The 12,859-nt window shown below is 39.5% G+C and carries 13 protein-coding genes; 3 read left to right on the top strand and 10 right to left on the bottom strand.

Going from position 1 to position 12,859, the window contains the following annotated elements; translation table 11 throughout:
* Positions 1–58 precede the first annotated feature (58 nt).
* Complete coding sequence (locus IGL15_RS06735; protein ID WP_002295816.1) at positions 59–310, bottom strand: DUF896 family protein; 252 nt, start codon at positions 308–310, stop codon at positions 59–61.
* 146 nt (positions 311–456) lie between these two features.
* Here IGL15_RS06735 and lexA point away from each other — a divergent pair, with 146 nt between their 5' ends.
* On the top strand, positions 457–1,080 hold the full coding sequence (gene lexA / locus IGL15_RS06730; protein WP_002296572.1) for a transcriptional repressor LexA: 624 nt from the start codon (positions 457–459) through the stop codon (positions 1,078–1,080).
* A 178-nt stretch (positions 1,081–1,258) separates the two neighbouring features.
* The gene (locus IGL15_RS06725) at positions 1,259–1,477 is read left to right on the top strand and encodes a hypothetical protein (RefSeq protein WP_002297436.1); all 219 of its coding nucleotides are present in this window, start codon (positions 1,259–1,261) and stop codon (positions 1,475–1,477) included.
* A gap of 288 nt (positions 1,478–1,765) precedes the next feature.
* On the opposite strand, the gene IGL15_RS06720 is transcribed toward IGL15_RS06725, so the two are convergent.
* The 7 genes from IGL15_RS06720 to obgE all read right to left on the bottom strand — a co-directional run bounded on the left by IGL15_RS06720 (position 1,766) and on the right by obgE (position 9,199).
* The gene (locus IGL15_RS06720) at positions 1,766–2,278 is read right to left on the bottom strand and encodes an adenine phosphoribosyltransferase (protein ID WP_002295813.1); all 513 of its coding nucleotides are present in this window, start codon (positions 2,276–2,278) and stop codon (positions 1,766–1,768) included.
* A 13-nt stretch (positions 2,279–2,291) separates the two neighbouring features.
* Complete coding sequence (recJ, locus tag IGL15_RS06715; protein ID WP_002338264.1) at positions 2,292–4,589, bottom strand: single-stranded-DNA-specific exonuclease RecJ; 2,298 nt, start codon at positions 4,587–4,589, stop codon at positions 2,292–2,294.
* A gap of 141 nt (positions 4,590–4,730) precedes the next feature.
* Positions 4,731–5,174, bottom strand: coding sequence for a LapA family protein (locus tag IGL15_RS06710; protein WP_002303793.1), 444 nt, complete (start codon positions 5,172–5,174; stop codon positions 4,731–4,733).
* Positions 5,175–5,963, bottom strand: a complete 789-nt coding sequence (locus tag IGL15_RS06705; RefSeq protein ID WP_002295810.1) for an SDR family NAD(P)-dependent oxidoreductase — start codon at positions 5,961–5,963, stop codon at positions 5,175–5,177. It abuts the gene before it with no gap.
* Positions 5,960–6,901 (bottom strand): ribonuclease Z, encoded by a 942-nt coding sequence (gene rnz, locus IGL15_RS06700; protein WP_002295809.1) that lies wholly within the window; start codon positions 6,899–6,901, stop codon positions 5,960–5,962. The genes IGL15_RS06705 and rnz overlap by 4 nt, the downstream gene beginning before the upstream one ends.
* A 176-nt stretch (positions 6,902–7,077) precedes the next feature.
* The gene (locus IGL15_RS06695) at positions 7,078–7,665 is read right to left on the bottom strand and encodes a hypothetical protein (protein WP_002295807.1); all 588 of its coding nucleotides are present in this window, start codon (positions 7,663–7,665) and stop codon (positions 7,078–7,080) included.
* 220 nt (positions 7,666–7,885) lie between these two features.
* Positions 7,886–9,199, bottom strand: a complete 1,314-nt coding sequence (obgE, locus tag IGL15_RS06690; protein ID WP_002295805.1) for a GTPase ObgE — start codon at positions 9,197–9,199, stop codon at positions 7,886–7,888.
* Between the two features lie 286 nt (positions 9,200–9,485).
* On the opposite strand from obgE, the gene gap reads away from it, so the two are divergent.
* A complete protein-coding gene (gene gap / locus IGL15_RS06685; RefSeq protein ID WP_002289734.1) occupies positions 9,486–10,496 on the top strand; it encodes a type I glyceraldehyde-3-phosphate dehydrogenase in 1,011 nt (336 codons plus the stop codon).
* Positions 10,497–10,580: 84 nt separating this feature from the next.
* Here gap and IGL15_RS06680 read toward each other — a convergent pair whose 3' ends face one another.
* Complete coding sequence (locus IGL15_RS06680; RefSeq protein ID WP_002289735.1) at positions 10,581–11,516, bottom strand: alpha/beta hydrolase; 936 nt, start codon at positions 11,514–11,516, stop codon at positions 10,581–10,583.
* 162 nt (positions 11,517–11,678) lie between these two features.
* On the bottom strand, positions 11,679–12,773 hold the full coding sequence (locus IGL15_RS06675) for a DUF871 domain-containing protein (protein ID WP_002295800.1): 1,095 nt from the start codon (positions 12,771–12,773) through the stop codon (positions 11,679–11,681).
* Between the last annotated feature and the right edge of the window lie 86 nt (positions 12,774–12,859).

The raw sequence follows: 12,859 nt of genomic DNA, 5'->3' as shown, positions 1-12,859 counted from the left end.
TTACACTTTCATTCTATAAGATGTCACACGAAAAAGCAATCTTTTTCAGTATTTTTTACTAAAAGTTGTCATTTCGGTTGTGTAAGCCTTTTTTCTTTTGGATTTCTTTTAATTTTTCCGGGGTCACGTCATTGCCCTCAGGATCGACGACTTTCATTCCTTCGATATGATGACGCATACCGGAACGAAAAGCTTCCAAATACTCTTTGCGTAAGTTGATTTGTTCTTGTTCTTCGGCTTTTGAGAGACCATTTTCCTTCTTTTTACGTGCAAGTTCATTGATCCGCTCTATTTTTTCAGGTGACAGCATGCTCAGCCCTCCTTTTACTCTCCTTCATATTATATAAAAACTGAAAAAAAAACAACTAGATAAACTAAATAAAATACGAACATTCGTTTGATTTAGCGCTTTTTATATGGTACTATTTATTTATCAAGTGAAAGAAGGTGTACCTTGTGGCCCGACAAACTGAATCAAGACAAATCGAAGTCTTACGATATATCCATGAACAAGTAACCCAAAAAGGATACCCGCCGACTGTCCGTGAAATCGGGGAAGCTGTTCAGCTTTCTTCTACTTCTACTGTTCACGGTCATCTTGCACGGCTTGAAAAAAAAGGGTTTATCCAAAGAGATCCGACGAAACCTCGTGCAATCGAGTTGACAAAACAAGGTTTAGAAAAGATTGGGATTCGTCCAACAACTATTCCAGTACTTGGCGTCGTAACAGCTGGAGAACCCATTTTAGCAGTAGAGGATGCTTCAGACTTCTTTCCAATCCCTCCTAATCTTTCTTCCGAAGAAGGCAGTCTCTTTATGCTGACAATTCGTGGAGATAGTATGATCAATGCTGGGATCTTGGATGGTGACAACGTGATCGTTCGGAAGCAAGAAACTGCTCAAAATGGCGATATTGTCATTGCAATGACTGCCGAGGACGAAGCGACTTGCAAACGATTCTATAAAGAAAAAAACTTTTTCCGTCTGCAGCCTGAAAACGACTTGCTCGAACCAATCATCTTAGATCAAGTATCTATATTAGGACGAGTAGTAGGACTTTATCGTAGTCATATCTATTAATTGCTACTAATAAAAGAAAACTTTTTAAAAAGAGTTTGAGACGATGGTCTCAAACTCTTTTTTCGCCCGGGTTCTTCTTCTTTCAAATTTTTATCACTTCCCTCTTTACAAACCAAACAAATATTCGTATACTAAATATACGAACAATTGTTCGCATAAATTAACGAGGTGAGAATTCATGAAATCAATGAGACGTCTTGGCTTAGTATTAACTGTTTTGTTTTTAGGTATTATTATTGGTAATTTCGGCATACGTCCAGCTTTACTTGTGTTTGTTCCGTTATTTACTTTGTGGTTCATGTTGTGGGATGAAAAGAAGTACCGTCAATCTGAGCGGCGCAGAATTCATGAAGATCATTTCTATCATGAGCCCTACTACAGATCCAGGCAATCATAATAAGGATTGACTGCTAATTATTCAAAAGACAAGAAGTTAAACTTTTACGGGGGTGTGACAAAAAATCGGTCACATCCTTTTTTCGAATAAACGGTGTTCTAAAGCCATTTTTTCGGTATTAAGTCAAATTGCGGAAAAAGTGATTTTTTAAACTTCTACTGGTCTTTGCTTGTTTCCATTTATAAAAAAATAGCGACCCTCAAAAGTCAGATAGAGAATCTGACTTTTGAGGGTCGCTTTAAAATCGCTTCTTTAAGAATAACATCAAGAATAGCTTCTTTTTTCTGCTTAATATTCCATTAATGTAATGATGTCATATCCTTTGATTTTGTCGCGTCCATGGAGATCCATCAATTCGATCAAAAATGCGCAGCCTACGACTACACCGCCTAATTGTTCGATCAGTTCGATCGTCGCTTTGATTGTTCCTCCAGTAGCTAGCAAATCGTCACAAATCAGCACACGTTGACCTGGTTTAATGGCATCCTTATGCAATGTCAATGTATCTGTTCCATATTCTAATCCATAAGTCACTTCGATGGTTTCTCGAGGTAACTTCCCTTTTTTGCGGACTGGGGCAAAACCGACTCCTAACTCATAAGCAACAGGACATCCTACGATGAATCCACGGGCTTCTGGCCCAACTACCATATCAATTCGTTTTTCTTTTGCATAATTTACGATTTGTTTAGTAGCTTCCCGATAAGCGTCACCATCTGCCATCAGTGGGGAAATATCTCGAAACACAATTCCTTTTGACGGATAGTCGGGAATACTGGCAATATAATCTTTTAAATCCACTCTTTGTTTCCTCCTAGGTTGTTAACCATTTCTTTATGGTAGGAATATCGCTCAAAAGCAAAAATTCCTCAACTTTGATTTTATTGAGCCGCCGCTGGTATAATCTGCTCTCAGTCAAAGGATGACTTTCTGGGCTAGCGACTTTTTGTAAAACACCGTTCTCTATTGTAACAAATTTCAATTCAAAAAACACCTGTATCATAAAAATTAATAATTTTTCAGGGATACGCAAATATTGAGCTATTGCTTTTATTTTATGACGTATATCAATTCGTTCTTGAGAATGGATCAGTTTAAACAATTTTGCGTACTGTTCTCTTGTGCCTACCCCATTCAAATAGGCCTCATCAGGCGAAATCCCCATCAGATAAACACGATTGAATGAATAAGACCGAAAAACTTCTTTCAGATCCGCTAAATCATCTGGACAATCCATAATAACTAGAGAGTTCGGTTTTCTTTTTTCAATTATTGCCTTTACAGAATCTAGTCCTTCGAAAACAATCGCAGCTTCCTGGATAATCTCAGGCACGAATTTCAACGTCGAAGAATCAAATGCTAAATAAAGGCTACCTTCCGACGTTCGGCTCTGTTCACGGAAACGTTTTGCCCGCCAATCAAATACTTGCAGACCACCCACAGAAAAATCAGATACCATCAGCTGCGGTTTCTTACGCCCGTTCCATTCATTGATCGAAAGCTTTCCTACCACATCTACCTGATTATTCAGCAGTTCTTCTTCTTGAGTACCAAAACCAAAAGCGACCGCATCAAGCTGACTCGATGCATCGGAAAGGACAAATTTCAGATGCTGTTGGTTTGCTCCGATTCTTTTGATATTTTCTGCTTGGACTTGTCGAAATAAAAACTGAGGCAAAGGATTATCCGTACCAAATGGCGCCAATAGTTTCAGCTCATCAATTCGCTCTACTGTTACTTCATTTGGCAGCAATACTTCATCAATTCTCAACTCAGGCCCTCTCATCAAGTCAATTTGATGATCGACTATATATTGGTTCATCTTCTCCTGTAGTATAGTGACATTTTCACTTGGCATCGTTAAACCGACTGCTGCATGATGTCCTCCGAAGTAAGTAAATAAATCTCGCATCTGGTCAAGCATTTCAAAAAGATTCAAGGCTTCAATACTACGTCCAGATCCTTTAGCTGATCCATCTTCTTTTAAAGTAAGGACAAGCGTTGGTTTACCCGTTTCATTCATTATTTTCCCAGCAACAATGCCCAAAACGCCTTCATGCCATCCTCGGTTTACCAATAGATGGATATGATTCTCCTTATTGACCATCGCTAATGCTTCTTGTGTTATCTGCTCTACGATTGCTTTTCTTTCTTCATTGATCTCATTCAATTTTTTTGCTTGAACGGATGCTTCCTCTTCATCAAACGTCGCAAGTAACGAGACGGCAGGACGTGGATCGCCCATCCGACCGATTGCATTTAGTCTGGGAGCAATCGAAAAACCGATCGTTGTTTCGTCTGCGTCCCTCATTTTTACGCCGCTTTCTTCAAATAGCGCCTGAAGTCCTATCCGTTCTGAATGATGAATGGCATCGATTCCTAATGAAACAAGGATTCGATTCTCATCAGTCAATGAAACTAAATCGGCGATCGTTCCTATCGCTACTAAATCCAAAAATTCTACAGGCGGTTCTTCCAATAATGCAGAAGCTACTTTGAATGCTACTCCGACTCCTGCCAAATCTGGAAATGGATAGTGCCCCGCTGGATGACGAGGGTGAACAATCGCATAAGCGTCTGGTAAATTCTCAGGTAGTTCGTGATGATCTGTAATGATCACGTCTACACCAGCTTGCTGAGCGTATGCTACCGCATCATTTCCTGCTACCCCGTTATCAACAGTGATGATCAACTGGATTCCTTCTTCGATCTTTTCTTGGTATACCGATTGGTTTGGTCCATACCCATGCTCAAATCGATTTGGCAGGAATACTTCTACTTCTGCACCAAGTAATTCCAGTGTTTCTTTCATTACCGTTGCACTGGTGATCCCATCTGCGTCATAATCACCGTAAACGAGGATTTTTTCTCCACTGATTACAGCTTCTTGGATTCGGCTGATTGCTTTATCCATATCGTGCATCAGATACGGATCATGTAATTCTTGTTCCTTTGGATGTAAAAATCGGTTGATATCCTTTTCCTCATGGTAACCTCTTTGCCACAGTAACTTACCGACAAATGGAGATAATTTCAGTTCACGGATCATTTGGAGAAAGGATTCAGAAGGCTCTGTCTCGCTTAACTTCCAATCAAAATTTGCTTGTCTCACTTTCTCACTCCTAACTTAGTTATTATAGCAAAGGAAATCAGCAAAAAAAAGCAGAAAGAAAGAATAAAAACAGATCAGATCCGCTAGACAGATGTTCAGCAGGACCTGATCTTTTGTACGACCATTTATGAAATATCCCTATTAGTCAAAATAATTGAAGCTTTGTTTGGGCGATTGAGTTTTTTGTTCTTCCGGCGCTTTCAATTGACTGATTTGTGCGGTTTTCGCTTGTAACTCCGCCTGATAAGCAGCTTCCAACTCCGCACGTTCGTTTCTAAACTCGCGTTGCTGTTCTTCTTTTGCTTCTTCAATTTTCTTTTGAAGTTCTGTTTGATATTCTGACATTTCCTGAGTCAGCTGTTTGATTTGCTTTTTTTGCTGCCATAGTGTTGCCGAAGCAGTCAAAAATACAATCAGTGCACCAATCAGCGCAGAACCGATGATCACTAAGATCAATGGCGCAGAAAAGGAAGTGAAGCCAAAACTTACAGGAACATTTTTATTGTTCAATACAGCAAAAAGAACAATAATCAAAACTAAAACAAATCCAAGAATCACATTGCTTTGCTTTTTCAATTCCTTCACCTACTTTTTGTTAAAAATTCCGCTGGCTAAATAATCACCAATCGTTGGAAACAGCGTATAAAATTTTGATGCAACTTCTAAAATAAACGGTTGATTGATTTCCCGTTTTGGATGTCTCATATTGCGGACGATCATTTTTGCCAACTTGGCAGGTTCTAAAACGATTTGTCCGACTTTTTCCAAATAGCTTCCGCTTGGATCAGCCTTATCGAAGAAATCTGTCTCGATTGGACCTGGATTCACTGTCGTAACAGCTACGCCAAGTGGTTTCAATTCTAATCGCAAAGCATTGGAGAAGCCAAGGACTGCAAATTTCGTGGCAGAATAAACCGTTGATTTTGCAGTTGCCATTTTTCCAGCCATAGAGGCGATATTAATGATATGACCTTGTCTTCTTTCTGCCATATCGATCGCAAATTTTTGTGTCAAAACCATCATTCCTAAGATGTTGACTTCAAACATATCGTATGCTTTTCCAAGGTCGAATGTAAGGAAGTCTTCGAAAATCCCAAAACCCGCATTGTTTACCAGAATATCGACGCGCCCGACTTCTTCCATCACCTTTTCATATAATTCGTCCACGCTTTCAGGATTGCTGACGTCTACCTTGAAAGCATAAGCCTCTTTGCCGCTCAAGCGTCTGCACTCGTCTCTGACACCTTCTACAAATGCCATTCTTCGTGCGCAACTTATAACGATTGCTCCTTGCTTTGCTGCTTCATAACAGATTTGTGCGCCCAGACCGCCTGAACTACCTGTTACTAAAACAACTTTATCTTCTAAATTCATGCCTCTTCCTCCTCGCGAAATGGAATCTCAATGCTATCAAAATCTTTCATAATCGTCGTGTTTTCAAACACTTCTTGTGCTTCTTTTTCAAGCTCTAAAGCTGCTTTTCCTAAATATCTCGCACTGATATGAGTAAGTAGCAGCCGTTTTGCCTGCGCTTCTTTTGCAACTTCAGCAGCTTGATGAGTCGTGGAATGGAAATAGTTGTGCGCCATTCTTGCTTCATCTTTATTAAATGTGCTTTCATGTACCAGAATATCGCTATTTTCCGCAAGCACAACGGAATTATGTGTTTTTCTCGTATCGCCTAAAATAGTCACGATTCGTCCTTTTTTATCTGGACCTACGAAATCTTTTCCATTGATCGTCCGCCCATCTTCTAGTTGGATCGTTTCACCTTGCTTCAGTTTGCCGTACAGTGGTCCAGCTGGAATACCTAATTCTTTTAGACGATCCACCTGCAATTCTCCTTTATGATCATGTTCAACCACACGATAGCCAAAACTGTCGATCCCATGATTTAGTTTTTTTGTATAAACAGAAAATTGCTGATCAGTAAAAATCGGGGCTGTTTCATTTAGCTCAATGAATTTCAGCGGATAACTTAAACGCGTTTGCGAAATACCTAAAGAGACTTTTATGTATTCCTCTATCCCTTTTGGCCCGTAAATCTCTAATGGCGTATCCCCACCTTGAAATGACCGGCTGCTGATGAGCCCGGGAAGTCCAAAAATATGATCGCCGTGTAAATGTGTAATGAAAATTTTACCGATTTTTCTCGGACGAATAGTCGTTCGCAAAATCTGCATTTGCGTGCCTTCGCCACAGTCGAACAACCAAACTTCATTGCGCTCGTCTAAAAGTTTCAATGCTATACTTGTCACATTTCTATGTTTTGCAGGAACACCTGCACCTGTTCCTAAAAATTGTAATTCCATAATCTACCTGACTTTCTTTAAGTTCCTCTTTAATTTTAGGGTAAAAAGAAGGGATAATCAACCGTAAGTCGAGAATGGGTTCAAATTAAAAATAACGTTCTAAAGCGATAGCGTTTTCTTTGAAAATTACTATAAAAACAGCAGCGAACCCGTTTGAGATCCTCTGCTGTTTTTTATTAATTTGAAGATCCAGAACTTTCATTGTCGTTAGAAGTTTGCGGATGTTTGTCCTTCCAAGTCTTTTGTGCAGCTTCTTTCGCATGATTTTCAGCTTCTTTCGCATCATGCACATCTTTTTCGACATCTTCATAATCCAAGCGGGTAATTTCTCCGCCTAATTCCATCATTACCAATTGATTCAGTGGGCGATTGTCCTCTTCATCAGCAATCAAGATCAGTCCTGTAGCTCCTTCACCGATTTTATTTCCTACAAAGTCGAACACGGTCTGGGCATCTTTTATTTCTTTGGCATCTTGTGTCGCACCGATCATTCCTCCGGCAAACCATCCTAATAAAATCCCTAGCGGACCACCTAATACACCAACCAACATTCCGATTAATCCACCCGTAGAAGATTTGTTATTACCGGTAAAGTCGATAAAATCTTCTATTTTGAATTGATGTGTCCCATTAGGATCATGGCTGACAACTGCCATCTGTTCTCCTTTAATCGAACGAACAGCATGTAACTTTTTGATTTCTGAAAATGCCTGATATGCCTGGCTTTCTACTTGAAAATTTAAAATGATTACTCGTTTGCTCATTAAAAACGCCCCTTTCATACCTTCTTGTTATTTATTTTACCTTTAATTGTAAAATAAGAAAAGAAAAGCACTCTTTTTTTCCAATAAAATAGGGCTGTGACAAAAGTCGTATCACAGCTCCTTTTTCCGAATAAACGGCGTTCTTGAAGCTGACCACTTCTGTCACAACCTCCCTTAAATCTGAATCTATATTTTTTGGTATTTGTTTTTATTTGCTTGCCTATTCGACAAATTCAAATTCAAACTCACCGATACGTACAAGGTCGCCATCTTTCGCACCGCGTGCCCGAAGAGCTTCATCCACACCCATACCACGTAATTGACGAGCAAAACGCATCACTGTTTCATCATGATCGAAATTCGTCATTTGGAATAATTTTTCGATCTTCTCACCAGATAAGATCCACGTTGCATCTGAATCACGATCGATTTGGAACTCAGGACCTTCTGGATTGAATCCATAGTGTACAGTTTCTTCTTCCAGTTCTTCTTCGTACAATGGGAATTCTGGCGTTACTTCTAACAAATCTGCTGTAGCATTCAATAACGCGTCCAATCCTTGTCGAGTCACTCCAGAAATTGGAAATACTGGGATGTCATCAGCAAATTCATCTTCTTTTTCCTTGTTCAGCTGTTCTTTGAATTTCACTAGATTTTCCTGTGCATCCGGCATATCCATTTTGTTTGCCACGATGATTTGCGGACGCTCTAGCAAGCGTAAGTTATAAGTAGATAATTCTTTGTTGATGGCAAGATAGTCTTCATAAGGATCTCGTCCTTCCATCCCACTCATATCGATCACATGTAAAATTACTCGTGTTCTTTCGATATGACGAAGGAATTGTGTACCCAGCCCAACACCTTGCGAAGCTCCTTCAATCAAGCCTGGCAAGTCTGCTGCGGCAAAACTTCTGCCATCACTTGTAGTAACCATTCCTAGATTAGGGACGAGCGTCGTGAAATGATAAGCGCCGATTTTTGGACGAGCAGATGAAATAACGGATAGTAAAGTCGATTTCCCGACAGATGGAAAACCTACAAGTCCAACGTCTGCCAATACTTTCAATTCTAGTTCGATTTTTCGCTCTTGTCCTGGTTCACCGTTTTCAGCAATTTCCGGTGCAGGATTCCGAGGAGAGGCAAAACGGATATTCCCTCGTCCACCGCGTCCACCTTTTGCCACAACTAGTGTTTGACCATTTTCAATTAAATCTCCTAAAAGAGCACCAGTCTCCGCATCTCGGACAGTGGTTCCTTGTGGTACTTTAACATAGGTATCTTCTGAACCACGACCGTGCATCCCTTTACTCATCCCATTTTCACCTGGCTGCGCTTTGAAATGGCGATTGAACCGAAAATCCATCAATGTACGTAACCCTTCATCGACGATCAAGATGACATCGCCGCCACGACCACCGTCTCCGCCAGCCGGTCCGCCGTCAGGAACGTATTTTTCGCGACGAAATGCAACCATTCCGTCTCCGCCCTTGCCAGCTTTCACATCGATCGTTACTTGATCTAAAAACATGGACATAATTAAGTCCTCCTATTATTCATTTATTTATTTGACTGCCTGAATTTCCACAATAAACAAAAGTCTTACTTATTTTATCGGTGAAATCTGATTTTGTCTATCATTTCAGCAAAAAGATTGTTACCTTCTTCTTTTTTTATCATTTGGTAAGGTTTCCAACCTTTTTTCTGCTACCAAGTATAATTTTTTGACAAAATATTCTTTGCGTAGCAGAATAACAGTGTATTAATTGTATTAATTGAGGATGCCGTTTCACATCACCCCTAATAAAGGAGGAACTTTTGATATGACAGTAAAAGTAGGTATTAACGGATTTGGGCGTATTGGCCGTCTGGCTTTCCGCCGCATCAAAGAAGTCTCAGATGATATTGAAGTAGTAGCAATCAACGACTTAACAAGTCCAACTATGTTAGCACAATTATTGCAATTTGACTCTACTCATGGTACTTATCCTGGCACAGTTACTGCAACAGAAGACTCAATCGTAGTGGATGGCGAAGCAACTCGTGTTTATGCAGAACCCGACGCAAGCAAAATCCCTTGGGCAAAAGAAAACGGTGTAGATATCGTACTAGAATGTACTGGTTTTTATACATCTGAAGAAAAAGCAAAAGCGCATTTAGATGCTGGTGTCAAACGAGTAGTTATTTCTGCCCCAGCTGGTGCTATGAAAACCATCGTCTATAACGTCAATGATGATACATTAGATGAAAACGACAAAATCATCTCAGCAGGTTCATGTACAACAAACTGTTTAGCACCTATGGCTTATTTCTTAAATAATGAATTTGGGATCGAAGTTGGTACAATGACAACAGTTCATGCCTACACTTCCACACAAATGCTCTTAGATGGACCTGTAAAAGGCGGTAATTTACGTGCTGCTCGTTCAGCTGCTGACAATACTATCCCACATTCTACTGGTGCTGCGAAAGCAATCGGCTTAGTTATCCCTGAGCTACAAGGAAAATTACAAGGACACGCACAACGTGTTCCAGTCGTTGATGGTTCATTAACTGAATTGGTTTCAGTATTGAAAACAAAAGTAACTGCTGATCAAGTAAACGAAGCAATCAAAAAACACACAGTTGACAATCCTTCATTCGGGTATGATGACCGTCAAATCGTTTCTAGCGATGTCATTGGAACAACTCAAGGTTCGATCTTTGACCCAACGCAAACAGAAGTAACAACTGCTGGTGATTTCCAACTTGTTAAAACTGTTGCATGGTATGACAATGAGTATGGATTTACTTGCCAAATGATTCGCTTACTAGAAAAATTCGCTAATTTGTAATTTGATAGATCAATCGATAAAAGAAGCCTTTGACTGGATCCAGTCAAAGGCTTCTTTCTTTTCATCCCCTACTTTTAAACTCGTTCAATGAACATATTGGCTTAAAAATTGTTGGACTACTTGCTGATATTTTTCAGGATCTGTCTTGTATGCTTCCGCATGCTCGGCTCCTTTTACAACATACTTTTCTTTTGGTCCCTTCGTTGCACGATAGACCTTATCTAACATTTCAAATGGTACAAATGTATCTTCATCTCCATGTATAAAGAGCATTGGGCGCTGGTTTTTCTTCAATTGTTCCACTGCATTTGCTTCACCGAAAAAGTAGCCAGCACGGACTTTTGTCACTAGACTTGTTACTTGCATAAGCGGAAATGCTGGAAGACTAAACATATCGTCTAGCTGATAAGCAAGCTCATCATGGACGGAAGAATAACCGCAATCTTCAATGATTGCTTTCACATTATCTGGTAGTTTTTCTCCGCTAGTCATCATAACTGTTGCTGCTCCCATGCTGACACCGTATAGAACGATTTCTTGCGATTTTCCATTGTTTTCTAGCACTTTGTTTATCCACTGTACATAGTCTTTACGCTCTGGCCATCCAAATCCAATGTAATCCCCTTCGCTTTTTCCATGTCCTCTTGCATCAGGAACAAGGACATTGTAACCCATATCATGAAACATCTTTGCGTAATTGGTCATCGTTTCAGCGTTTCCCATATAGCCATGAGCCACAAGAGCTGTTTTTTCACTTTTCGTTTCAGCAGGAAGATAAATCGCTGATAATTTCAGACCGTCTTTTGAAGTGATGGTCCAATCGCTTCGGTTTTCTTTTGAACTAAACCATTTATGTGCATCCGTTTCTTTGGATGTCTGTGTTGTACCAGGTGTATCTTCGTCTAAAAAGTCTTTCTCAGAAGGCACAACAGCATAATTATAAAAATAATTCCCTGCAAACACTAACGCAACAATCAGAGCTAAAGCGACGCCTAAAAGGATTTTCATCCAAAGTTTCATAAATCATCCATCTCATTTCTCTTTTTTCATATAACCTTGAATTAGTATAATCAAAGAATCTCTACTATGCAATGTTCATTTTTATAACCTATAAAAAAACAAAATAAAAAAGCAGAAATAACTGGCTATTTCTAGCGGATTATTTCTGCAATAACTAATTATCTATTTTTTATTTTCAATTAATTTAAAGCTTGACCATGGTTTCAAAAAGTCAAGGAGGAATAATTCGTCATCGGAGATTCTTCCTACAACATTGACACGTCCGTCGTTTTTCATATCCTTCAAGGCGATTTGTGTTTCTCCTTTGTATTGACCGTACCCCTCATTGTCAATCAGTACATCCCCATGATGCATATCTCGCGTATTATGAGGCGGGAAATCTTTATCTTTGTAGTATACACGAGTCATCGTTGAACGAAGGATATATTCTGAGCGATCCCCTCGATAACTATGAAGGTTATCAAACAAGCAGATTCGTTCGTTTTCTGTAATACCTTCTTCCGTATCTACTTTCAATGTTGGATAATCCGCGTTAAATGCTTCTGCCATTTCTTTCAATTCTTCTTCACTTGCGTACGCATTTCCAATAGAAATATCATCAATCAATCCTGTAAGGATTAAATGCTTCACTTGTGTCGCAATTTCAAGATCTCGGTGGTCTTCCAGCGTGCACAAGCCATCTTGCGTAGGCCAAGGGCCAAACTCAGCAGATTGCGAATTGACGAATGCCATCGTATTCAAATTATATTTTCTGAATTTTTCTGAACAAAAAACAAAGTGTTCGTATCCTAAACCAGAGTATCGATGAGGATAAAAATTATGAGAACCTAATAAATTATCCGTGTTTGGCGAATAACTCATGATGTTGTCAACGTAATTCGTGCCCGAACTCATATTGATCTCGATTTTGATACCAAAAGGATTGCGCGTCATTTTTGCTTCTTCTGCTCCTGTGAATCCGATATCTAAGCGGACCCCGTAGGCACCCATCTTATGGAAAAAAGATAAGTCATCGTAAGAAATCTCCAACTGTTCAAATAACGCTGGATTGATATCAACCATTACTTCCATGCCTAGGCTATTCGCGTAATCAACTACTTCTTTAAATTCTGAAAGAACTTTTTCTTTATCATCATTGATCTGCAGCAAACTGGTAAAAACCCGTTTATACCCATACTTATGAGCTAAATCCAAGTACGCTTTGTCCTTTTCAAATGTTGACCGTTCTGGATAAATCGAGATTCCTAATTTTCCCATATTACCATTTCCTCCTGCATCTTTTCGTTTTTGTATCCACTTACATTATAGCAAACACAAAGTAAATGGTCTACACCTTTTCTTTT

The organism is Enterococcus sp. DIV0436a (genome assembly GCF_051711605.1).
GTDB lineage: Bacteria > Bacillota > Bacilli > Lactobacillales > Enterococcaceae > Enterococcus_B > Enterococcus_B faecium.
This window is presented reverse-complemented; position numbering and strand designations above follow the sequence as displayed.